Genomic DNA, 25,738 nt, shown 5'->3' with positions numbered 1-25,738 from the left:
ATGGATGAACAGTTTTTCGCTGAAGCTACTCCCGGCACTGGCCCTCGCCGCCCTGTTGCCCTCCGGCGCCCAGGCATCGCAACCGGGCCAGGTCTTTCGCGACTGCAAGGATTGCCCGGAAATGGTCGTGCTGCCCACCGGCACCTTCCAGATGGGCACCCCGGACGACGAAGTGGGACGCGAGCCCGACGAAGGCCCGCTGCACCCGGTGACATTTGCCAAACCCCTGGCGATCAGTCGCTTCCAGGTGCTCAAGGGCGAATGGTTCGCCTACCTGCGCGACACCGGCTACACCATGCCCGACGGCGATGAGCGTCCCGGCCGAGCGTGCAAGGCCGGCATCCCGGACTACCAGGGCAGCGACCCGCGCAAGCAATACACCGACCGACACCCGGCGGTGTGCATGGACTTCGACGAAGCCAATGCCTACGTGGCGTGGCTGTCGAAAAAAACCGGCAAACAATACCGGCTGGTCAGCGAGTCCCTGCGCGAATACGCGGCACGCGGCGGCAGCACCGGGCCGTTCCCCTTCCCGTTCGATGCAGGCAAGGAGTACAGCATCGCCCAGCACGCCAACACCTACGGCGCGGCCGACGGCTACAACTTCACCGCCCCGGCCGGCAGTTTCGCGCCCAACGCCTTCGGCGTGTACGACATGCACGGCAACATCTACGAATGGACCGCCGATTGCTACAACGAAAACTATGTGGGCGCCCCGAGCGACGGCAGCGCCTGGCTGACTGGCAAATGCGAATTCAAACGCATCCGCGGCAACGACTGGGGCGAGGCGCCGGTGTTCTCCCGCTCTGGCAACCGCAACGCGTTGGTGCCGGGCAATCGGGGGGACTGGATCGGTTTTCGGGTGGCGCGGGATATGTAATCGACTGCCCGCCTGAAGACCCCGCTTTTTGTGGCGAGGGAGCTTGCTCCCGCTCGGTTGCGTAGCGACCGCAAAAGCTTGGGGCCGCTTCGCAGCCCAGCGGGAGCAAGCTCCCTCGCCACAACGGCGCTCCTCGGGCAATCAGGTGTTAAATCCCCTCCCCTACCAATCGTTCTACAGGTGGGCGCGCCCCAATCCGGCGTGCCGCCGTCCTCCAGCCCATGCGGTGAATGCCCCGCGATGGCCTTCGCCCTTTTCATCTAGCAGGGAAACCTCCATGAGCCAACCAAAACGCGGGGTGATCAATGAATTGTTCACCCTGCTCAAACCCTTCCGGCTGATTGTCATCGGCGCCATCCTGCTGGGCATGGTCGGTGGCCTGAGCGTGACCGTGCTGCTGGCGACCATCAACAAGGTGCTGCACGCCGAAGGCGGGCTGAGCCACACCGTGGTGGGCGTGTTCGCCGGGTTGTGCCTGCTGGCCCTGGTCAGTTCCATCTGTTCCGACATCGGCACCAACTACGTCGGCCAGAAGATCATCGCCAAGCTGCGCAAGGAGCTGGGGGAAAAAGTCCTGTCGGCGCCCATCCAGCAGATCGAACGCTACCGCAGCCATCGCCTGATCCCGGTGCTGACCCACGACGTCGACACCATCAGCGATTTCGCCTTCGCCTTCGCCCCCCTGGCCATTTCCCTGACCGTCACCCTCGGCTGCATGGGTTACCTGGCCATGCTGTCGTGGCCAATGTTCCTGATGATGGTCGTGGCGATTGTCATCGGCACCGTGGTCCAGTACATCGCCCGCGGTCGTGGGATCAAGGGCTTCATGGAGGCTCGCGATTCCGAGGACGAATTGCAGAAGCACTACAACGCCATCGCCGAAGGCGCCAAAGAGCTGCGCATCCATCGCCCCCGGCGGCAACGCATGTTCGTCTCGGGCATCGAACACACCGCCGACAAGATCTGCGACACGCAGATCCGCTCGGTGAACATTTTCGTGATCGCCAAGACCTTCGGCTCGATGCTGTTCTTCGTGGTGATCGGCCTGGCCCTGGCCCTGCAATCGCTGTGGCCGAGCGCCGACAAGGCGGTGATGAGTGGTTTCGTGCTGGTGTTGCTGTACATGAAAGGCCCGCTGGAACACCTGATCGGCACCCTGCCGATCGTCAGCCGCGCGCAGATCGCCTTCCGTCGCATCGCCGAATTGTCGGAGCAGTTTTCATCCCCTGAACCGCACCTGTTGCTCAACGACCAAGGCCAGCCGAAAACCCCGGTGCAGACCCTGGAACTGAGCAATGTGACCTACAGCTTCCCGGCGGTGGAAGGCGCCACGCCGTTCCGCCTGGGACCGGTGAACCTGAAGATCGACCAGGGCGACATCGTGTTCATCGTCGGTGAAAACGGCTGTGGCAAAACCACGCTGATCAAGCTGCTGCTGGGCCTGTACGCACCGCAACAAGGAGAAATCCGCCTCAACGACCACGTCGTGACAGCCGTGACCCGCGACGATTATCGCCAGTTGTTCACGACGATTTTTGCCGATTACTACCTGTTCGACGACATCGTCCAGGGCGACACCCATATCCCGGACGACGCCAATAAATACCTGCAACGCCTGGAGATCGCCCACAAGGTCAGCGTGCGCGACGGCGCCTTCACCACCACCGACCTGTCCACCGGCCAACGCAAGCGCCTGGCACTGGTCAATGCGTGGCTGGAAGAACGCCCGGTGCTGGTGTTCGACGAATGGGCCGCCGACCAGGACCCGACCTTCCGGCGGATTTTCTACACCGAGCTGCTGCCGGACCTCAAGCGCCTGGGCAAGACCATCATCGTGATTTCCCACGACGACCGTTACTTCGACGTGGCCGACCAATTGGTGCGCATGGAAGCCGGCCGGGTGGTCACCGAACTGCAATCGGCGTAAATAATCACGATTCTCATTCTGGTTTTTTCTGGGTCGTGCGTCCTAATTAAGAATTGATGACAACTACACCCTTATTAAAACTAAAACCTGCAAGAGTGAAACACATGCCAGCAACTCCGGGGATTCCACGTTTTACCAAGGCACTGATCATGCGCCGCCTGCTGCAACCAGGTTTCAGCGCCAGCGCATTCAGCCTGGCCTTGGCCATGCCGTTCAGCGCACAGGTCCAGGCACAGGAAGTCGATCTCAACATTCCGGCGCAGTCGCTGGCGAGTGCCCTGCAGGCATTGAGCAATCAATCGAACATGCAAGTGCTCTACAGCGCCGATGATGTTCAGGGCCTGCGCAGCCAACCGGTCAGCGGCCGGTTGTCGCCGGCTCAGGCGTTGTCGCAGATGCTGGTGGGGACCGGCGTCATGTTCACCATCCAGGGCAACACGGTCAGCGTGCGCGCCAGGACGGCGGGGAATTCGCTGGAACTGGGCGCCACGACCATCACCGGTAAATCCGCGGAAACCGCCTATGGCCCGGTGGACGGCTACGTCGCCACCCGCAGCGCCACCGGCACCAAGACCGACACGCCGATCCTGGAGATCCCGCAGACCATCAACGTGGTCACCGCCGAGCAGGTCGCCACCCAGGGCGCACGCAACCTGACCCAGGCCTTGCGCTACACGCCGGGCCTGAACACCGGCGGCTTCACCGACCGCAACGCCATCGCCGACGAAATCACCAGCCGGGGTTTCTCGCCCACGCCGCTGTACCTCGACGGGGCCTACCTGCCCTATGCCGGCAGCCTCGGCGGCGCGCCGCAAATCGACCCGTACACCCTGGAGCGCATCGAAGTGCTCAAGGGCCCTTCGTCGGTGCTGTACGGGCAGAACCAACCCGGCGGCCTGATCAACATGGTCTCCAAGCGCCCGACCACGGAACAGCGCAGCCAGATCAAACTGGGCGCGGGCAGCTACAGCCGGGTCAACGGTGCGTTCGACACCAGCGGCCCGATCGACGACCAGAAGGAATTCAGCTATCGCGTCATCGGCGTGGCGAAAAAAGGCAACCAACAGGTCGATCACACCCACAGCGAACGCATGCTGCTGGCACCGAGCCTGACCTGGGCGCCCAACGACGACACCTCGCTGACCGTGCTGGCGCAGATCCAGCGCGACGATGGTCTGGAGGACTATCAGGCACTGCCGCGGATCGGTTCCCTGGAGCGCGGCCCCAACGGCCAGCGGATCGACCGGGACTTCTTCTCCGGCGACACGCGGTGGAACGACTACAAGCGTGACCAGTTCATCCTGGGCTACGACTTCAGCCACAACATCACCGATGACCTGAAATTCCGCTCCACTGCGCGTTACACCGATGTGCGCGACCAGTACCGGGGCTTCTACCTGCGCAGCTTCGTCACCACCGGTGGCGTCACTGACCAGACCCAGGCCAACCGGGTAAAACTTGACTGGCAACAGCACAACACCGCCTACACCGTCGATAACAACGTGGAATACAAATTCAATACCGGCGCCCTGGAACACACCACCCTGGCGGGCGTGGACTATCGGCATTTCAACCGTAAGTACGATGGTTACAACGCCTACAACGTCGCGCCGATCGACCTGTACGGCAATAACAACAACTACGACACCGGCAGCGTAACCCCAACGCTGGACACCAAGTGGGACAACACCGTTCGCCAGACCGGTGTCTACCTGCAGGACCAGATCAAGCTGGACAAGTGGATCCTGACCGTGGGTGGCCGCCAGGACTGGGCCGAAGTGGACAACAAGGACCTGCTGGCGGGCACCGTTTCCTCACTGCGTGACAACAAGTTCACCGGCCGGGTAGGCCTGACCTATGTCACCGATTTCGGCCTGGCGCCGTACATCAGCTACTCGGAATCCTTCCTGCCGACCACGGGCACGGACGCTAGCGGCGAAGCCTTCAAGCCGACCGAAGGCGAACAATACGAAGTGGGCGTGAAGTACCAGCCGTTCGACAAGACGATGATTACCGCCTCGGTGTTCCAGATCAAACAGAAGAACCTGGTCACCGCCGACCCCGCCGATCCGCAGAACTCGATCCAGTCGGGCCAGGTGCGTTCACGGGGGGTTGAACTGGAAGTCAAATCCACCGTCGACAACATCGACGTCATGGCCGCCGCCACCTACCTCGACTCGTTCTACACCAAGGACAACTACGGCAACGAGGGCAACCGCAGCGAGCAACAGGCACCGTTCTCCGCCACGCTGTGGGTCGACTACCACTTCACCCAGGCCGTCCTCAATGGCCTGACCTTCGGCGCAGGCGCCCGTCACACCGGTCGCAAGCCGGGCGACGCGGCCAACTCGTTCGACGTACCGGCCTTCACCGTGTTCGACACCACCATCAGCTATGACATGGGCAAGGCCACCTCGAGCCTGCGTGGCGTCACCACCAGCCTGAACGTGCAGAACGTCTTCGACCGCGAGTACGTGTCCCACTGCAACTACTCGTTCGGCTGCTACTACGGCCAGGAACGCGTGGCCTCGCTGGACGTGACCTACGACTTCTAAACAACAACACCCCATAAAAAAACCGGGCCTGGCCCGGTTTTTTTATGCCTGCCAATCCTGAAACCCTCCCACAGAGGATGTGTGGCATATGCAAATCCTGAGACCACCCCAAAACAACTGTGGGAGCGAGCTTGCTCGCGATGGCGGTGGATCAGCAAAATAATCTTGGCTGACACTCCGCTATCGCGAGCAAGCTCGCTCCCACAAGGGATTGTGGTGTTTCAGACGGTGAGTGCAGTCCGCAAGGCTTGGCTCAATTGCGCGTACACCTCGTCAATCTCCGGCACCACACTCTGCAAGCGCAGGTAGTCGTGGATCAGGCCGGTGTATTCGATCAGCTCCACGCTCACCCCCTGCGCCTGCAAACGCCGGGCGTAAGCGCGGCCTTCGTCGAGCAGCGGGTCATGGCCGGCCAGGGCGATCAGGGCCGGGGCCAGGCCTGGGCAACCGGGCGCCAGCAACGGCGAGAAGCGCCAGTCCAGGCGATCGGTGGGCTCATTGGCGTAGTGCCGGTAGAACCACTCGAGGGTTTCGCTCTCCAGCAGATAGCCTTCGCCGAACAGCTCGGTGGACGGGCTGCTGGTGGACGCATCGGTCACCGGGTAGCAGAGCAACTGAAAGCACGGCTGGATCGCCAGGGAGGCCGGTTCCAGGGCCGCTTGCAGCGCAAGCACCGTCGCCAGTGTCGCGCCGACGCTGTCGCCGCCGAACGCCACGCGGCTGACGTCCAGGCCTTCGGCGCGAGCCTGCCGGGCCAGCCAGTCGAGGGCGTCGGCGCCGTCGTTCAGCGGGGTCGGGAAGGTGTGTTCCGGGGCCAGACGATAGCCCACCGACAACACCGCGCACGGTGTCCGGGCGCAGAATTCGCGGCAGACGCCGTCGTGGGATGCCAGGCTGCCGACCACATAACCGCCGCCGTGAAAGTACACCAGCACCGGCAGCGCCTGGACCGAAGCCGTGGCGGGACGATACAGACGCAGCGCCAGCGTCGCGCCGTCACGGGCGGTGAATGCGTGAGCGGCGCACTGCACATCCGCCGGAGCGTCCCAGCGCAATTGCCCGGTGGTGCGCTCGAACGCCTCGCGGGCCTGGGCCGGCGTCGACAGGTGAAACGGCCCGGGGCCGTCGGCCTGGCTTTCTTCGGCCAGGTCGAGGAAGGCGTTGAGTTCCGGATGCAAGGACATCGCAGGGGTTCCTTATGAAAAACCATGGGTAAAAGATGAGCCACTCAGACTCATGCAAAACCCTGTGGCGAGGGAGCTTGCTCCCTCGCCACAGGTGCAAGACTTAAGCCGCCTGCGCCACGCAGTGTTCGATCAACGCTTCGAGTTCCTCCTGGTACGCGCGCATCAATCCCTCGACGGTCTCGGCACGGTAGCGGCGTGTGCTGAAGATGCAGCGCAGTGCCAGTCGCCCGTCGTACACCTGCCCCACCACTTCCAGCCAGTTGCCCAGCGCGGCATGGGGGCTGTAGCAGCTGCCGTAGCTTTCCGCCGCCGGCACCAGCAACGCCTTGTCGTCAAAGCTCTGGTCGAACTGCCCCAGGTAGTTGAACGTCACCCGTGCCTGGGGCGCGCGGCCCAGGGTGGCGGCCATCGGCTCGCCGCTCATGTAGCGCAACACGCCATAGCCCAATCCCTTGTTCGGCACGGCGGCCAACTGCCGTTGCACCGCCCGCACCGAGGTGCCAATGTCGGCTTCATGGCTCGGGGTCAGGCGCACCGGGAACATGCTGGTGAACCAGCCCAGGCTGCGGCTCAGGTCGATGTCCTTGACCAGGTCCTCGCGCCCATGCCCCTCCAGTTGGATCAGCACCGACGGCTGCTGGCTCCAGCGGCACAAGACCCGGCTCAGCGCCGCCAGCAACACGTCGTTGATCTGCGTCTGGTAGACCGCCGGCACCTGTTTGAGCAACTGCTGGGTGTGCTGCTCCGACAGGCTCAAATGCGCCACCGATTGGTACTGCACCTGGTTCTTGCCCCGCAGGTTGTCACACGGCAACTCGCTGCCCGGCTGGTCGATCTGCTCCAGCCACCAGGCTTTTTCCGGCGCCGGATAATCCCGCGCATAGGCTTGCAGGCCCTCGGCCCAGGCCCGGTAGCTGCTGGTGCGAATCGGCAGGTTCGGCGTCTGGCCGTCGCTGTAGGCTGCATAAGCCGTCTGCAAATCCTGCAGCAGCAAACGCCACGACACCGTGTCGATGACCAGGTGATGAATCACCATCAGCACGCGAATTTCACCGCTGCCCAGGGTCACATGCGCCGTGCGCCACACCGGCCCGTTGTACACATCAAGGCTGCGTTGCACCTGCTCGGCGTACAACTCCAGCTCGGCTTCATCGGCCACGCTGTGCTGCCACAGCAAAGGTTCGTTGGTCCACTGGGCCTGCATCTCCTCCAGCGCCTGGTAATGCTGCAGGTGACGCCCACCGACTTCACTGAAGCGCAGGCGCAAGGCATCGTGCTGCTGCATCATGCCGCGCAAGGCCAATTCCAGTGCCGTCAGGTTCAACCCCTGGCGGGCCCGCAGCATCAACGCCTGGTTGTAATGATGGGGTTCGCTCATGCGCTGGTCGAACCACCATTGCTGGATCGGAATCAGGTTGAACTGCCCTTCGGCGGCCACCTGGGTCACGTCCTCGACCGTCACGGCAAACGTGTTCGAACGCTGGTCGAAAATCGCCTCGATGGTCTGGCCACGCATCAGGTCCCGCAGCTTGAGCTCCATCTTCAGCTCCCCATGGTTGCGCACCCGCGAGACCACTTGCAGGCTGAGGATCGAGTCACCGCCCAACTCGAAGAAATTGTCGGTAATGCCCACCCGTTCGACTTGCAACACATCAGCCCAGACCTCGGCCAACAGTTGCTCATCGCGGTTACGCCCCGGCACATACTCGGCGCCCTTGAATTCCGGCTCCGGCAAGGCCTGGCGATCGAGCTTGCCGTTCGGGGTGACCGGCAACGCCTCCAGGCAGATGACCTGGGCCGGCACCATGTAATCCGGCAATTGCGCCCGCAGCTCGGCCTTGAGCCGATCGCCGATGGCCACGCCATCGGGGGTGACCACGTAGCCAATCAGTTGCTTGCCCGAGGCACTGTCGCGGGCGATCACCAACGCATCACTGACGTCGTCCAGTTGCCGCAGGCTGGCCTCCACTTCTCCCAGTTCGATGCGGAAACCCCGCACCTTGATCTGGTGGTCGATACGGCCGACGTAATCGAGCACCCCATCGACGCGCTGGCGTACCAGGTCGCCGCTGCGGTACAGGCGATCGCCCGGCTGGCCGAACGGATCCGGCACGAAGCGCTCGGCACTCAGGTCCGGGCGACGGTGATAACCACGGGCGATGCCCGCGCCACCGATGTACAACTCGCCGGCAATGCCTGGCGGCAACGGGTTGAGGTTGTCGTCCAGTACATACAAGGCGCGCTCCCCCACCGCACGCCCGATCGGCGCGTAGGCGGCTTCGCAACGTTCGCTGGCCGGCACCTTCCACAGCATCGGCGTGACCACGGTTTCAGTCGGGCCGTAGCCGTTGGTGAAGAATTGCGGACGCAACGCCGCCTTCACTTGCTCGAAGGTCTGGTCCGGCACCGCATCGCCGCCGAAGCAGTAGACCCGCACCGGCGGTGGCGCCAGTGAGCTATTGGCAGCGTACTCGGCCAGTTGCTTGAGGTAGGCCGGCGGGAAGCAGGCGATGGTAATGCCGTGGCGGTGCAAGGCGTCGAAGGTCTGCTCCGGCGTCCACAACGCGCCGTCGCGAATCACCAGGGTGCCGCCGCTGAACAGCGTGCTCAGCCAGCGTTCATGGGCGCCGTCGAAGGCGAACGACATGAAATGCAGTTCGCGGGTGTGTTCGTCCATGTCGTACAGCCCGGCGATGGCCTGGCAATGCATGCTCATCGGCCCGTGCGCCACGGCGACACCTTTGGGTCGACCGGTGGAGCCCGAGGTGTAGATCAGGTAGGCCAGGTTGCCGCCGAGCAAACCGCTGTGGGGCGGCAAATCACTGTAGCCGCGGCTGTCGAAACCGTCGATGGTCAGGCGCGCCAGACCGTCGAGATCCGGCAGGCGTGCCTGCACCCGGCTGAGGGTCAGCAACAGCGCCATGGCCGAATCTTCGATCATGAACGCCAGGCGCTCGGGTGGATAATCGATGTCCAGCGGCACATACGCCGAACCGCTTTTCATCACCGCCAGCAGCGCCACGACCATGTCCACCGAACGCTCCAGGGCCACGCCGACCACCACTTCCGGGCCGGCGCCAAGTTCGATCAAACGGTGGGCCAGGCGGTTGGCCCGACGCTCCAGCTCGCCATAGTCCAGCGAGTCGTCGCCACACACCAGCGCCGTGGCCTGCGGACGCGACTGGGCGTGCCGGCCAATCAGCTCCGGCAACAACTGCGCCTGATAGCAGCCGTTCGGCGCCGCGCTCCATTGTGCGAAGGCCTGCCACTGTTCCAGCGACAAGCGCTGCAGGTTGCCCAGGCACACATGGGGCGCATCGATCATCGCTTCCAGGGTGTCTTCCAGGGTCCGGCGGATTCGCTCCACCGCTTCGACGCTGAAGGCGTTGCGCAGGAACAGGTACTCGATGGACAGCGTTTCACCCAGGTTGACCGCCAGGTCCATCGGGAAGTTGGTCACGTCATGATTGCGTGACTCGCCGAAGCTCAGGCCGGTGTCCTGCTGGTCGCCCAGGCGTTCGTCGATGGGGTAGTTCTCGAACACGATGATGCTGTCGAACAAGCCCTGCCCGCCCAGGCCCGACCAGCGCTGGATGTCCGCCAGTGGCGCATGGGAATGCTCACGCAGGTCCAGGTTGTAGGCCTGCAACTGTTGCAACCATTGATCCAGCGGCTGCTCGGGGTCCAGGGTCTGGATCACCGGCAAGGTGTTGATGAACAGGCCGAGGATGTTGTCGGCGTTGACCAGCCCCGCCGGACGCCCGGCGACAGTGGCGCCGAAGACCACGGTGTTCTGCCCGGTGAAGCGTTGCAGCAACAGCAGCCACGCCCCTTGGATCAAGGTATTGGGGGTGATCTGCAAGGCGCGGCAGGCCTGTTGCAGGCGAGCGGTCTGCGCCACGTCCCAGCGTGAATACAGCGCCTCGTGCCCCGGCAGTGCCTCGACATGCCGCGGGAACATCGCCTGGTTGAGGGAAGTCGCCTGCTCCAAGGTGTCGAGGCGGCTGCGCCAGAAACGTTCCAGCGCGCCCTGGTCCTGGCGTTGCAGCCATTCGATGAACTCGCGGTAGCGACCATTGCGGCTGGGCACCTGCCCATGGGCGTAGAACTGCAACACCTCACCGAACAACCGCGAACTGCTCCAGCCGTCCATGAGGATGTGATGGCAGGTCCAGATCATCTGGTAGCGATCGTCTTCCAGGCGCAGCAGCAACACCCGTTGCAAAGGCGCGCGGCTCAGGTCGAAACCGGCCAGGTAGTCGGCGGTCGCCCGGGCGCTGATCGCCTGCTCGCTGATGTCCTGTCCACGCCAGTCTTCAATCTGCAACGGCAGCTCAACCTGGCGATGGACGATTTGCACTGGCGCGCTCAAGCCATCCTGCCAGTGGAAACTGGTGCGCAGGATGTCTTCGCGCTCGATCACCGACGTCCAGGCCTGGGCGAAACGCTCGGTGTCCAGGCCATGCACCGGCAGGCTGATCTGGTTGATGTACAAGCCGGAGCTGTCGTCGGCCAGGGTGTGGAACAGCATGCCGTCCTGCATCGGCGACAGCGGATAGATGTCCTCCACCTGCGCCACGGGCACCGGCAGGCCATTGAGTTGCGCCTGGCTCAGGCGCGCCAGCGGGAAGTCCGAAGGTGTCAGGCCCAAGTGCCCGTCGGTGCAGCAGTGATCGATCAGTTGTTGCAACGCCACGGCGTAGGCATCGGCCAACCGCTGGAGCGTGGCCTCGTCGAAAACATCGCCACTGAAGGTCCAGTCGAGGGTCAACTGGCCGTTGAAGATCCGCCCGTCGATGGTCAGCCAGTTGCCCAGCGCCACGTCATCGCCGTGGCCTGCGCCACTGCCCTCTTCACTCGGCACGAACAGCGCCTGCTCATCGAAGCTCTGGTCGAACTGCCCCAGGTAATTGAAGGTGATGCGCGCTGGCGGCAGTTTTGCCAGGCGCTGCTGGACCGCTTCGGCACCCAGGTAACGCAGGACGCCGTAGCCCAGGCCCTTGTTCGGCACCGCCCGCAGTTGTTCCTTGATCCGCTTGATCGACTCGGCGGGGTCGCTGGCCGGCGTCAGCAACACCGGGAACAGGCTGGTGAACCAACCGACAGTACGACTCAGGTCGATGCCATCGAACAGTTCTTCGCGGCCATGACCTTCGAGTTGCACCAGGCAGGCCGGTTGCCCGGTCCATTGGCAGACCACTTGCGCCAGGGCGCTGAGCAGCAAATCGTTGACCTGGGTGCGATAGGCCGTCGGCGCCTGCTTGAGCAAACGCTGGGTCTGGGTGGCATCCAGGCGCGTGCTCACCGAACGGCCATGGGCCGCGGCCTGGCTGCCCTCGGGGCGGGCCCGTGGCAGCGGCGGCAGGGGCTGGTCCAGTTGCCCGACCCAGTAATCCAGTTCCTTGTTGAGGGTTTCGCTGTGGGCGTAGTCCTGCAACTGAGCGGCCCAGGCCTTGAACGCCGTGGACTTGCCCGGCAAGGCCGGCGCCTGGTTCGCGCGCAGTTGGCGGTAGACGTTTTGCAGGTCTTCCAGCAGCACCCGCCACGACACGCCGTCCATGACCAGGTGATGAATCGCCAGGTGCAGGCGCGAGCTGCCGTCCTGCACCGCGATCAGGCTGCAACGCAGCAACGGGCCGTGTTGCAGGTCGAGGCTGCGTTGGGCCTGGTCGGCGATGGCGATGATCTCGGCGGTATCCCGCGCGGTGCGCTGCCAGATCTCCAGCGGCTGCTTATCCACGGCCTGATGGCTGGCGTGCCAGCGGCCATCGTCGGCCTGGGTGAACCGCAGGCGCAGGGCATCGTGATGGGCCACCACGTGCTGGAGGGCCTGTTGCAGGTGGGCGATGTCCAAGGGTTCGCGCGGGGTCAGCAGGACCGATTGGTTCCAGTGGTCGCGGTGCGCGATATCACTGGCGAAGAACCAATGCTGCATTGGCACCAGCAGGCTGTCGCCGGTGACCGGGCCTTGGTCGATCACGCCTTCATCGGTCGCCGTGGCGACCCGCGCCAGGGCCTGGATGTTCTGGTGCAGGAACAGGTCCTTGGGGGTCAGGCCGATGCCTTGGGCACGCGCCCGGCTGACCACCTGGATTGAGTTGATCGAGTCGCCGCCCAGGGCGAAGAAGTTGTCGGCGGTGCCCACCCGCTCGACACCGAGCACCCCTTGCCAGATGTCCACCAGTGCCCGCTCGATGGCGTTGACCGGTGCCGTGAAGGCTTCCTGGCGCTCGGCCAGGTCCGGTGCTGGCAGCGCCTTGCGGTCGAGTTTGCCGTTCGGGCTCAGCGGCATGTGTTCCAGGCGGGTCAGGTGCGTCGGCACCATGTGCTCCGGCAGGTTCAGGCGCAAATGGGCCAGCAGCGCTTCGCGCAACAACGGCCAGTCGCTGGCCTCACCGGCCTGGGCGACCACGTAGCCGCTCAGCACCTTGCCGCTGCGGCTGTCCTGGGCCACCACCACCGCTTCTCGCACCGCTGCATGTTCAAGCAGGCGCGCTTCGATCTCACCCAATTCGATACGGAACCCGCGGACCTTCACCTGGTGGTCGATCCGACCGACGTAATCGATCACCCCGTCCGGGCGATAGCGCGCCAGGTCACCGGTGCGGTACAGCCGCTCGCCGGCCACGAACGGGCTGGCGACGAAACGCTCGGCGGTCAGTTCGGGACGGCGGTGATAACCGCGGGCCAGGCCCTGGCCGCTGAGGTACAGTTCGCCGTTGACGCCACTCGGCACCGGGTTGAGTTCATCGTCGAGGATGTAGGTCATCAGGTTGGCAATCGGCTCGCCGATCGGCACCGCATCGCGCCCTTCGTCGCGGCAGGTCCAATGGGTCACGTCGATGGCCGCTTCGGTCGGGCCGTACAGGTTGTACAGCCGGGCATTGGGCAACTTGGCGAACACCTGCTGCTGGGCATCCACCGGCAGGGCTTCGCCGCTGCAGACGATGCGGGTCAGACGGGTGCACCGGCTGACGTTGGCATCCAGCACGAACGCCTGCAGCATCGACGGCACGAAATGCAGGGTGGTGATGCTTTCCCGTTCGATCAGGCTGACCAGCTTCTGCGGATCGCGATGATCGCCCGGTGCCGCGACGACCAGGCGCACGCCGGTCATCAACGGCCAGAAGAACTCCCAGACCGACACGTCGAAACTGAACGGCGTCTTCTGCAAGACACTGTCGCCGGCCTCCAGGCCATAGGCCTGTTGCATCCAGCACAAGCGGTTGGTCAGTGCGCCGTGGCTGTTGCCGGCGCCCTTGGGTTTGCCGGTGGAGCCGGAGGTGTAGATCACATAGGCCAGGTTCTGGGCGACGGCCCGGGCAGGCGGATTGTCGGTGGCCTTGTCCCGCAACCAGTCGTCATCCCCATCCAGCAGCAACGTGGTGACACCGCCCCCTCCTGTGGGAGCGAGCTTGCTCGCGATGAGGCCCTCACCTTCAACATCACTATTGACTGAACCACCGCTATCGCGAGCAAGCTCGCTCCCACAGGTCAGCAGCAGCTCGATGCCGCTGTCCTCGATCATGTAGGCCAGGCGTTCCGGCGGGTATTCCGGATCCAGCGGCACGTAGGCGCCACCGGCCTTGAGGATCGCCAGCAACCCGACCACCATTTCCACGCTGCGCTGCACCGAGATGCCCACCAGCACATCCGGGCCGACACCGCGCTCGATCAAGGCGTGGGCCAACTGGTTGGCGCGGGCGTTGAGTTGGGCATAGCTCAGCGACTGCCCTTCGAACACCAGCGCCTCGGCGTGGGGATCACGCTCGACCTGGGCTTCGATCAAATGATGGACCGGAAGATGGTTCGGGTAGTCGGCGTAGGTGCGGTTCCAGTCCTCGACGATCAGGCGCCGCTGCGCCCCGTCCAGCATCGGCAGCTCGGCGATGCGCTGGGTCGGGTTGGCGACGATGGCGCGCAACAGGTTCAGCCAGTGCTCACCCAGGCGGGCGATGGTGCTCGGCTCGAACAGGTCGCTGGCGTAAGTCAGCGCGGCACTGAGGCCATCGGCGTACTCGAAGGTGTCCAGGGTCAGGTCGAACTGCGCGGTGCCCGAGTCCCAGGTCAGTTGCTCCAGGCTCAGGCCCGGCAACGCCGACAGGTCACGGCGGGCATCGCTGGCATGGTTGAACATCACCTGGAACAGTGGCGTATGGCTCAGGTTGCGTGCCGGCTCCAGCCGCTCCACCAGTTGTTCGAACGGCAGGTCCTGATGGGCCTGGGCGCCGAGGGCCCGTTGCTTGACCTGATCGAGCAACTGGTCGAATCGCAGGTTGCCGTCGATGTCGGCCTTGAGCACCTGGGTGTTGACGAAGAAGCCCAGCAGACGCTCGGTTTCCACCCGGTTACGGTTGGCGATCGGCACGCCGATGCGGATGTCGTCCTGGCCGCTGTAGCGGTGCAGCAAGGTCTGGAAGCCGGCCAGCAAGAGCATGAACAGCGTGCTGTTGTGCTGCTGGGCCAGGCGCTTGAGGCCTTCGGCCAGGGCCGGTTCGATGACGATGGGCAGTCGTGCGCCACGATAGCTTTGTTGGGCCGGGCGCGGATGGTCGGTCGGCAGTTCGAGAATCGGTTGCTCGCCGCCCAACTGCTCGATCCAGTAGTCGAGTTGACGCTGCTGCTCCCCTGCCGCCAGCCACTGCCGCTGCCAATGGCCGTAGTCGGCGTACTGGATCGGCAGCGGTGCCAGTGCCACGGCCTGGCCCTGGCTGAAGCCTGCGTACAACTGCAGCAGGTCGTCGACCATGATCTGCATCGACCAGGCATCGGACACGATGTGGTGCTGGGTCAGGATCAGCACATGGTCCTCGGCGCCCAGTTGCAGCCACTTGACCCGCAGCAACGGACCGCGCTGCAGATCGAACAGTTGCCGGGTTTCGGCTTCGATCAAGCCGCGCAAGGTACGTTCATCGACGCCGGCTTCGAGCGATTCGACCGCCAGGGCCAGCGGCGCTGGTTCGTCGATCACTTGCACGGGACGCTCATTGTCGAGCATGAAGCGGGTACGCAGGCTCTCGTGACGCGCCACCAGTGCATCGAAGCTCTGTTGCAGCGCCGCACGGTCGAGGGCGCCGCGCAAACGCAGGGCCGCCGGAATGTGGTAGGCGCTGCTGGTGGGTTCCAGTTGCCAGAGGAACCACTGCCGTTGCTGGGCGAACGAGAGCGCCAGCGGCTGGTCGCGAGGAATGCGTGGAATACCCGGTTCATCGTGGTCCGATGCCGTGCCCATGGCCTCGACAAACGCCCGCAGGCTGTTATGGGCGAACAACAGGCGCAACGGCACCTGGATATTCAGTTGCTGGCGAATCCGCGACATCACCTGGGTGGCGAGCAAGGAATGGCCGCCCAGTTCGAAGAAACTGTCGTCCAGGCCCACCCGCGGCACCTTGAGGATGTCGGCCCAGATCGTCGCCACCGCCTGCTGCACGGGTGTCTGCGGCGCAACATAGGTTTTCTGCCACTGGCTGGCATCGGGCTTGGGCAACTGCTTGCGATCCAGCTTGCCGTTGGGCGTCAGCGGGAAGCGTGGCAACACCACCATGTGCGCCGGCACCATGTAGTCGGGCAGGTTGACCTTGAGCCGGGCCGTGAGGCTGTCGCGCAGGGCGCCCTGGGCGCCGGCATCCAGGTCATTCAGTTCGGCGGTTGGAACGATGTACGCCACCAGCGCCTGGCCGCCCGGTGCCTCCTGGGCCAGCACCGCCGCTTCGCGCACGCTGTCCTGTTCCAGCAGGCGCGCTTCGATTTCGCCCAACTCGATGCGGAACCCGCGAATCTTCACCTGATGGTCGATGCGCCCGAGGTATTCGAGGATGCCGTCGGCCCGCTGGCGCGCCAGGTCACCGGTGCGATACAGGCGCTCGCCGGCGACAAACGGATGGGGCACGAAACGTTCGGCGGTCAGCGCCGGACGCTGGAAATAACCGCGGGCCAGACCCTGGCCGCCAATCAGCAATTCACCGGCCACGCCATAGGGCACCGGCATCAGGTCGGCGCCGACGATGTACAGCGCCGTGTTGTCGATGGGCCCGCCCAGCCAGGGTTGCGCGGCCTGGGTTTGCAACGGGTACAAGGCCGACCAGATGGTGGTTTCCGTCGGGCCGTAGAGGTTCCACACTTCACCGCCGAGGGCGAGCATGCGCACGGCCAGTTCCTGGGGCAGCGCCTCGCCACCGCACAGGCATTTGCAGCCGCGCAAACCCTGGGCGTGCTCGTTGTCCAGCAACATGCGCCAGGTCGACGGCGTGGCCTGCACCACGTTGACCTGCTCGGCCGCGATCAGCGCCAACACCGCGTACGGGTCCTGGGCGACGTGCGGGCCGGTCAGCACGATGCACGCGCCGACCATCAGCGGCACGTAGATTTCCAGGCCGAAAATATCGAACGAGAACGTGGTCAGCGACAACGCCCGGTCCTGGGCCGTCATGCCCGGCGCCTTGGCCATGCTCGCGACGAAGTTGGTCAGCGCGCCGTGGCGCACCATCACACCCTTGGGCTTGCCGGTGGAGCCGGAGGTGTAGATCGCGTAGGCCAGGTGCTCCGCATCCAGGCGCGGCGCCGGCGCGTCGCAGGCATAGCCGTCGAGCCAGTCACCCTCCTGGTCCAACACCAACGTATTCACACCACCACCGCCCCCTGTGGGAGCGAGCTTGCTCGCGATGAGGCCCTCACCTTCAACATCATCATTGACTGAACCACCGCTATCGCGAGCAAGCTCGCTCCCACAGAACTGGTTGAGCAATGAACTTTGGGTCAGCAGCAGCTCGATGCCGCTGTCTTCGATCATGTAGGCCAGGCGGTCCTGGGGGAACGCCGGGTCCAGCGGCAGGTAGGCGCCGCCGGCCTTGAGGATCGCCAGCAGGCCCACCAGCATGTGTACGCTGCGTTCCACGGCAATGCCGACCAGGACATCGGGGCCCACGCCGAGGCTCTGCAGCTTGCCCGCCAACTGATTGGCCCGGGCATTGAGTTGGCCGTAGCTCCAACGCTCGCCGTCGATCACCAGCGCCGGGGCGTCCGGGGTGCGCGCCGCTTGTCTTTCGAACAGTTGATGAACAAAACCCGCCTCGGGCGCCGGCGTCGGGGTGCGCTGGCCGTTGTCGAGCTGGGCCTGGCGCTCGGCCGCGTCGAGCAACGGCAATTCACCGATGCGCTGCGCCGGGTCGGCCACGATCGCCCGCAACAGGTTCTGCCAATGCCCAGCCATGCGCGCGATTGTCTCGGCGCCAAACAGGTCGGTGGCATAGATCAGCCCTGCCGAAAGCCCTTCACTGTGCTCCACGGTTTCCAGGGTCAGGTCGAATTGCGCCGTATGCGAATCCCAGCGCAGTTCCTCGACTTTCAACGCACCGACCGGCCCCTCGCCCGCCGGGCCTTGGGTCCGGTGGTTGAACATCACTTGGAACAGCGGGCTGTGGCTCAGGTTGCGCTCAGGCTGCAACGCCTCGACCAGTTGCTCGAACGGCAACTCCTGGTGAGCCTGGGCGCCCAGGGCTGTCTGTTTCACTTGTTGCAGCAAGGCGCCAAACGAATCCTGGCTCTGGACATCGCTGTCCAGTACCTGGGTGTTGACGAAGAAGCCGATCAGGCGCTCGGTCTCGACCCGGTTGCGGTTGGCCGTCGGCACGCCGACGCGAATATCGTTCTGGCCGCTGTAGCGATGCAGCAGCGCCTGGAACGAGGCCAGCAGGAGCATGAACAGGCTGACGCCTTCGCGCTGGGCCATGTGCTTGAGATCGCCGGCCAGTGCCGCGTCGATGGCCAGTTCCAGCCGCGCGCCGCGATAGCTCATTACCGCCGGACGCGGGAAATCGGTCGGCAGTTCCAGCACCGGTTGCTGGCCGCCCAGGCGTGCGGTCCAGTATTCCAACTGACGCTCGCGCTCGCCCGCTTCCATCCAGTGCCGCTGCCAGATGGCGTAGTCGGTGTACTGGATCGGCAGCGCCGGCAATTGCGGCGCGCGGCCCTGGCTGAAGGCGGCGTAGCCGTTGACCAGTTCCTCGACCATCACCTGCATCGACCAGCCATCGGCCACGATGTGGTGCAAGGTCACGATCAGTACATGATCATCCGCCGCCAACCGCAGCAGGCGCGTGCGCAGCAGCGGCCCCTGTTGCAGGTCGAAGAGCTGGCGGGTTTCCCCTTCGATCAACTGGCGCAGCTGCGTCTCGTCCGGCAACTGTTCCAAGGTGTCTGCCTGCAAACGCACTGGCGCCGCCGCATGTACCTGCTGCACCACCTGCTCGCCATGGGTCTGGAAGGTGGTGCGCAGGCTCTCGTGCCGGGCCACCAACGCGGTGAAACTCTGCTCCAGCGCAGCGATGTCCAGCGGCCCGCGCAAGCGCAGGGCCGTGGGCATGTGGTAGGCCGCGCTGTCGGGGTCCAACTGCCAGAGGAACCATTGGCGCTCCTGGGCAAAAGACAACGACAGTGTGTCGAACTCGGCACTGACAGGCGGGATCGGCAGGTTCGCCGGGGAAACGTTCTCTTCGAGCATTTTCTGCAAGTACAAGCGACGTTTTTCCAGCGGCAGCGTTATGAAGCGCCTGGCAATACGTTGTGCGACAGCGGTGTCCATCAAACCTCCTCAAATTCATCGAGCAGCGCTTCAAGCTTGCTCAATTTCGACGTACTCATGGGTTCGCCGGCAGGCTCGAGTTGCGCCACGAACGCGCCGAGCACCGGGAATTGGAAAATCAGTTGCGGGGTCAAGGTCAGGCCCAGCTCCAGTTGCAGGCGCGAGACCACGCTCACCACCAGCAGCGAATGCCCGCCCAGCTCGAAGAAGTCGTCGCCAAGCCCGACCTGCTCGACCTTGAGCACGTCTTGCCAGATGGCCGCGACCCGGCATTCGAGGTCGCTCTGCGGTGCCAGGTATGCCGGCTGCAGGGCACGGGTGTCCGGTGCCGGCAAGGCCTTGCGATCGAGCTTGCCGTTGGGGGTCAGCGGCAAGCGGTCGAGGAAGACCCAATGGGTCGGCACCATGAAGTCCGGCACCTGGGCCGCCAGTCGCGCCTTGAGCCGGTCGCCCAGGCTGCCCTGGTCAAGAGGGCTGCCCTGACCGACCAGATAGGCCACCAGGTTCGGCCCGCTCACGTCGTCCCGCGCCAGCACCACCGCATCGCGCACATCGGCATCGGCCTGCAGGCGCGCTTCGATTTCCCCCAACTCGATACGCAGGCCACGGATCTTCACCTGGTGGTCGATCCGGCCGAGGTACTCGATCACCCCGTCGGCGCCATAACGGGCCAGGTCGCCGGTGCGATACAGGCGGCCGCCCGGGGCTGGCGCGAACGGATCGGGAATGAAGCGTTCGGCGCTCAGTGCCGGTCGTTGGTGGTAACCACGGGCCAGGGAATCACCGGCGATGTGCAACTCGCCGACGGCGCCCACGGCGCAAGGCTGCAACGCCGCGTCCAACACGTAGGTGCGCACGTTATCGATGGGACGGCCAATGGCGATGATCCGCTCGGCGTCGTCTTCGCTGCCACGCACCACGGCATGGCTGCTGGTGTCGATGGTCGCTTCGGTCGGGCCATACAGGTTGCGCAGTTCGCCATCGAACAGCGTCATGACCTGGCGCGACAGGTGCGCGCTGAGGGCTTCGCCACCGCACAGCAGCAGGCGCAGGGAGGCCAGTTGCGCGCGGGTCGCCAGTGGCAGCAAGGCCTGCAACAGCGAGGGCGCCATTTGCAGCACGCTGATGCGCCACCGCGCCACGTCGGACCAGAGGGTGGTCAGGTCGAGGTTCAGGTGCGGGCTGGCAAGCACCAGTTGCGCGCCACTCATCAACGGCAGCCAGAACTCCCAGACCGAGGCATCGAAACTGATCGCGGTTTTTTGCAGGACGCGGTCGGCGGCCGTCAGTTTCAGGCAACCCTGCATCCACGCCATGTGGTTGCTCAGGGCGGCATGGCGAAGGGTCACGCCCTTGGGCCTGCCGGTGGAGCCGGAGGTGTAGATCACATAAGCGAGGTGATCGCCGTCGATGGCCACGCCAGGGTCGCGCTCGCTGTAGCCGGCCAGCCATTGTCCAGGCTGATCCAACAGTAGCGCGTTCACGGCAGCGTCGCCGAACAGCGGCAGCACATCGGTCTCGGTGAGCAGCAAGGCGATGCCGCTGTCCTCGACCATGTACGCCAGGCGATCCCGGGGATAGGCTGGGTCCAGTGGCACGTAGGCGCCGCCGGCCTTGAGCACCGCCAGCAAGCCGACGACCATCTGCACGCTGCGCGACAGCGCCAGGCCCACCAGCACGTCGGGGCCGATGCCGCGTTCGATCAAGCCATGGGCCAGGCGATTGGCCCGGGCATTGAGCTGGGCGTAGGTGAGCGTCTCCTGCTCGCTGACCAGGGCGACCGCGTCGGGGGTGCTTCGGACCTGGGCCTCGATCCATTGATGGATCGGGCGCCGAGGCGGTTCCACCACCGAGGTGGCGTTCCAGTCGTGCAGCAGCCTGTCGCGGGCCACCGTGTCCAGCAATTGGATGTCGCCCACGCAACCGCCGGCCGGCAGGCTCACCATCTGCGCGAGCACGTGTGCCACCTGCTCAGCCAGGCGCTCGACGGTGTGTGTAGGGAAAGCAGCATGGGCATAGGTGAAGTGCAGGCTCAGGATGTCAGTTAGATTGACGGCCAGGGTCAACGGGAAATTAGTCTGTTCCTGGCTGGCCACGCTGCCGAAGCTCAAGCCCGAAGGCGCCTGCTCTTGCAGGGCCTGGGACACGGGGTAGTTTTCGAACACCAGCAAGGTGTCGAACAGACCGTCACCGCCCTGCCCGGCCCAGCGCTGGATCTCGAACAGCGGCGTGTGCTCGTGCTCGCGCAAGGCCACGTTCTGGCCCTGGATCTGTTGCAGCAGTGCGCTCATCGCTTGCTCCGGGCGCGGGCTGGCGATCACCGGCAAGGTGTTGATGAACAGGCCGATCTGCTGCTCAACCCCCTTGAGTTCGCTCGGACGTCCCGACACGGTGGCGCCGAAGGCCACGGCGGCGTGCCCGGTGTAGTGCTGCAGCAGCAACAGCCAGGTCGCCTGGACGACGGTGTTGAGGGTGACTTTCTGCTGGCGGGCGAACTCGCTCAGGCGTTGGGTCTGCCGGGGCGTCAGGTCGTGATAGTGGCTGGCGTGGCTGCTTTCCGCCGTCGATTGCAGCGGAGCGACACGGGTCTCGGCCAGACGGGTCGGCGCCTCCAGGCTGTGCAATTGCGCCAGCCAGAAGGTTTCGCTGGCCTGGGCGTCGCGGCCTTGTAGCCAGGCGATGTAGTCCCGATACCGCCCGGCCTGGCGTGGCAAGGCCTGGCCGTCGTAGCGTTGCAGCACCTCGCCGAGCAACTGCGAGTTGCTCCAGCCGTCCATCAGGATGTGGTGATGGGTGTAGATCAGGTGATAACGCTGCTCAGCGGTGCGCACCAGCACCAGGCGCAGCAACGGTGCGCAGGCCAGGTCGAAGCCCTGCTCGCGCTCGGCGTCCGCCAGTTCGGCCAGGGCCTGGCCGACATCGGCACGGGCGCTCCAGTCCAGCGAGGTGAACGGCACGCGCACCTGCTTGTGCACCACTTGCACCGGGCGCTCGCTGCCCTGCCAGATAAAACTGCTGCGCAGGCTGTCATGGGCATCGACCGCCGCTTGCCAGGCCGCCTCGAAACGCCGTGGGTCGAGGCCTTCGATGTCCAGGCACATCTGGTTGATGTACTGGCCGCTGCCCGCTTCGTACAGGCTGTGGAACAACATGCCCTGCTGCATCGGCGCCAGCGGGTAAAGGTCTTCCACCCCGCGTGCCGACAACGCCAGGCCATCGAGTTGTGCCTGGGTCAGGCCGGCCAGGGGGAAATCCGCCGGCGTCATGCCCTGGCTCGCCGGGTCGCAGCAATGGGCGATCAACAGCGCCAGCTCACGGGCGTAGTCATCGGCCAAGCCCTGGATGGTCGCCGGCTCGAACTGTTGCGCACTGAACGTCCAGCCCAACCGCAGCGCGCCATCGAACACCTGGCCGTTGAGCGTCAGCCAATTGCCCAGGGTGGTCAGCGGGCTTTGCTCGTCGCCGGCGCTTTCGCTGGCCGGGCTGAACAAGGCGCCTTGGGCCTGATCGAAACTGCCGTCGAACTGACCGAGGTAGTTGAAGGTGATACGCGGCACCGGCAACGCCTCCAGGGCCGCCCGACTGGCGTCGTCGCCCAGGTAGCGCAGGGCACCGAAGCCCACGCCTTTGTCAGGAATCGTCCGCAGCCCTTGCTTGATCGACTTGATCGAATCCGCCAGTTCCACGGCCGGCGACAACCGGACCGGGAACAGGCTGGTGAACCACCCCACCGTGCGCGTGAGGTCGACATTGGCGAACAGCTCTTCGCGGCCATGGCCTTCGAGCTGGAGCAACAGGCTGTCGTGGCCGGTCCAGCGGCAGATCACCCGGGCCAGGGCTGTGAGCAGCAGGTCGTTGACCTGGGTGCGATAGGCCGCTGGCGCCTCTTGCAGCAATTGCCGGGTCAAGTGCGCATCCAGTCGCGTGTGAACGGTGACGGCCTCGCGGTTTTGCCCGGTCGCTTCGGGGTCGAGGCACGGCAGGTCGGTCGGCGCGTCGCGCAGTTGCCCTTGCCAGTAGGCCAATTGCTGCTGCAGTTGCGCACTACGCGCATGGGCCTGCAACTGCTCGGCAAACACCTTGACCGAACTGGTCTTGGCCGGCAGTTGCAGCGCTTGGCCGGCGAGCAACTGCTGGTAGGCGGTTTGCAGGTCGTCGAACAGAATCCGCCACGACACGCCGTCCACCGCCAGATGATGAACCACCAGCAACAGGCGTTGGCTGCCATCGGCCAAGGTCGCCAGGACGCCGCGCAACAGTGGCCCTGCATGCAGGTCGAGGCTGCGCTGGGCCTGATTGGCGAGGGTTTCCAGCGCGCTGGCATCGGCCACCTCACGCTGCCACAGCAAACCCTTGCCCGCCCAAGCCTGTTGTTGCGCGGCCACCTCACGGTGCTCGGCGCGCCAACCTTCGGCGGTTTCATTGAAGGACAAACGCAAGGCGTCGTGGTGCAGCACCAACGCCTGCAAGGCCTGCTCCACCACGGACGCTTGCAACGGGCTGGCCGGTTTCAGCAACACCGACTGGTTGTAGTGGTGACGCTCGGGAATCGCCTCGGCGAAAAACGCCTGCTGGATCGGCAACAGTGGCGTCGACCCTTGGCTCGGCGCCTGATCGATGCCCGGCGCCTGTCCACCGGTCTGGGCGACGCTCGCCAGCGTCTGCACAGTCTGGTGCTGGAACAAGTCCTTGGGAGTAAAACGGATGCCCGCCTGACGGGCGCGGCTGACCACCTGGATGGAGACAATCGAGTCGCCGCCCAACTCGAAGAAGTTGTCGCTCAGACCAACCCGTTCGACCTTGAGCACGTCCTGCCAGATCGCCGCGATCTGTTGCTCCAGTTCACTTTGCGGTGCCACATAGTCCTGCTGGACCTGGCTGGCGTCGGCGGTCGGCAAGGCCTTGCGGTCGAGCTTGCCGTTGGCGGTCAGCGGCCATTGCTCGAGGAACAGCAGGTGCGTTGGCACCATGTAGTCCGGCAGGTCGGCCTTGAGCTGGGCCTTGATCCGGTCACGCAAACCGGCTTGCTCCTCGCGGGGATCTGCCGGGATCACATAGCCCACCAGTTGCTGGCCGCTCGGCCCTTCCTGGGCCAGTACCAGCGCTTCGCGCACCGCCGCCAGGGCGTTCAGGCGCGCTTCGATCTCGCCCAGTTCGATGCGGAACCCACGGATTTTCACTTGATGGTCGATGCGGCCGACGTACTCGATGACGCCATCGCTGCGGTACTGCGCCAGGTCGCCGGTGCGGTACAAGCGTGCGCCGCTTTCACCGAACGGATCGGGGATGAAGCGCAACGCAGTGAGGTCGCCACGGTTCAAATAGCCACGGGCCAGGCCAGCGCGGCCGACGTACAGCTCACCGATGCAGCCTTTCGGCACGGGGTTGAGGTCGCCGTCCAGCAGGTACCACGACAGGTCGGCAATCGGCTCGCCAATCGGGCTGCTGGCGTCCTGTTCCAGGTCCGCCAGCGACAGCGGACGGTAGGTCACGTGCACGGTGGTTTCGGTGATGCCGTACATGTTGATCAATTGCGGAGCCGCGTCGCCGTACTTGTCGAACCACGGGCGCAGAGTCTTGACGTCCAGCGCCTCGCCGCCGAACACCACGTAGCGCAGGGCGTTGGCCCGGTCATCGGCGCAAGCCTCGTGCATCAATTGCTTGAATGCCGAGGGCGTCTGGTTGAGCACGGTCACCCCGGCCTCACAGAGCAGTTCGTGGAACTGCTGCGGCGAACGGCTGATGTCGTAGGGCACGATCAACAGTTCACCGCCGTGGAGCAAGGCACCGAAGATTTCCCAGACCGAGAAGTCGAACGCGTAGGAATGGAACAGGCTCCAGACATCTTCCGCGCCGAAGTTGAACCACGGCTCGGTGGCCTCGAACAGGCGCAGCACGTTGTGGTGCGGCAGCAAGGTGCCCTTCGGGTTACCGGTGGAACCGGAGGTGTAGATCACGTAGGCGAGGTTCGCCGCGTCCATCACTACGTGCGGATCGCTGTCGGCGAAGGCGCTGACGTCGGCGTCCAACAGCAGCGTCTGCACGCCGTCCGGCACTGGCAACTGATCGACCAGGGCCGCTTGGGTCAGCAGCAAGCGGATGCCGCTGTCCTGCATCATGTAGGCCAGACGATCCTGGGGATAAGTCGGGTCCAGCGGCACATAGGCACCGCCGGCCTTGAGGATCGCCAACAGGCCCACCAGCATGTCGAAACCGCGCTCGGCGGCCAATCCCACCAGCACATCCGGGCCGACGCCGTGGGCGATCAACTGATGGGCGCGGCGGTTGGCCTGGGCGTTGAGCTCGCCGTAGGTCAGGGTTTGGGCGTTGCAACGCAAGGCGATGGCATCGGGACGCAAACACGCCTGTTCGGCAATGCGCTGATGCAGGCACGCCTCGCCCGGGAAGCTGTTCGGCGCCGGGTTCCATTGGGCGATGTGTTGCTGTTGCTCGGCGGCCGTCAGCAGCGGCAGTTCACCGATGCGTTGGCGGGGATCGGCGACGATGCCGTGCAGCAGGTTCAGCCAGTGTTCGGCCATGTGTTGCACGGTGCTGGCGTCGAACAGGTCGGTGGCATAGGTCAGCGCCGCACCGAGTTCACCCTCGGCT

At 64.8% G+C, this 25,738-nt stretch carries 6 protein-coding genes (1 of these 6 only partly in view); 3 read left to right on the top strand and 3 right to left on the bottom strand.

The features are described 5' to 3' along the window. Positions 1-4: 4 nt before the first annotated feature. The 3 genes from J4E63_RS17150 to J4E63_RS17140 all read left to right on the top strand — a co-directional run bounded on the left by J4E63_RS17150 (position 5) and on the right by J4E63_RS17140 (position 5,362). Complete coding sequence (locus J4E63_RS17150; protein ID WP_207282749.1) at positions 5-880, top strand: formylglycine-generating enzyme family protein; 876 nt, start codon at positions 5-7, stop codon at positions 878-880. Positions 881-1,157: 277 nt separating this feature from the next. Beyond that, a complete protein-coding gene (locus tag J4E63_RS17145) occupies positions 1,158-2,807 on the top strand; it encodes a cyclic peptide export ABC transporter (RefSeq protein WP_207282748.1) in 1,650 nt (549 codons plus the stop codon). Between the two features lie 104 nt (positions 2,808-2,911). Next, on the top strand, positions 2,912-5,362 hold the full coding sequence (locus J4E63_RS17140) for a TonB-dependent siderophore receptor (RefSeq protein WP_207282747.1): 2,451 nt from the start codon (positions 2,912-2,914) through the stop codon (positions 5,360-5,362). A 221-nt stretch (positions 5,363-5,583) separates the two neighbouring features. On the opposite strand, the gene J4E63_RS17135 is transcribed toward J4E63_RS17140, so the two are convergent. The 3 genes from J4E63_RS17135 to J4E63_RS17125 all read right to left on the bottom strand — a co-directional run. Then, a complete protein-coding gene (locus tag J4E63_RS17135; RefSeq protein WP_207282746.1) occupies positions 5,584-6,546 on the bottom strand; it encodes an alpha/beta hydrolase in 963 nt (320 codons plus the stop codon). A gap of 103 nt (positions 6,547-6,649) precedes the next feature. Further along, positions 6,650-19,129, bottom strand: coding sequence for a non-ribosomal peptide synthase/polyketide synthase (locus J4E63_RS17130; RefSeq protein ID WP_259333921.1), 12,480 nt, complete (start codon positions 19,127-19,129; stop codon positions 6,650-6,652). After that, positions 19,129-25,738, bottom strand: partial view of a non-ribosomal peptide synthetase gene (locus J4E63_RS17125; protein WP_207282745.1) — the 3' portion only. The gene runs 4,469 nt beyond the window's last position; 6,610 of the gene's 11,079 nt are visible here — the last part of the coding sequence; the start codon falls outside the window, past its right edge; the stop codon is at positions 19,129-19,131. Before J4E63_RS17125 ends, J4E63_RS17130 begins: the two co-directional genes overlap by 1 nt.

Source organism: Pseudomonas sp. FW300-N2F2 (assembly GCF_017351655.1).
GTDB classification, from domain to species: domain Bacteria; phylum Pseudomonadota; class Gammaproteobacteria; order Pseudomonadales; family Pseudomonadaceae; genus Aquipseudomonas; species Aquipseudomonas fluorescens_AA.
The sequence above is the reverse complement of the archived record's forward strand: the minus strand, read 5'-3'. Positions and strand labels throughout refer to the sequence as shown.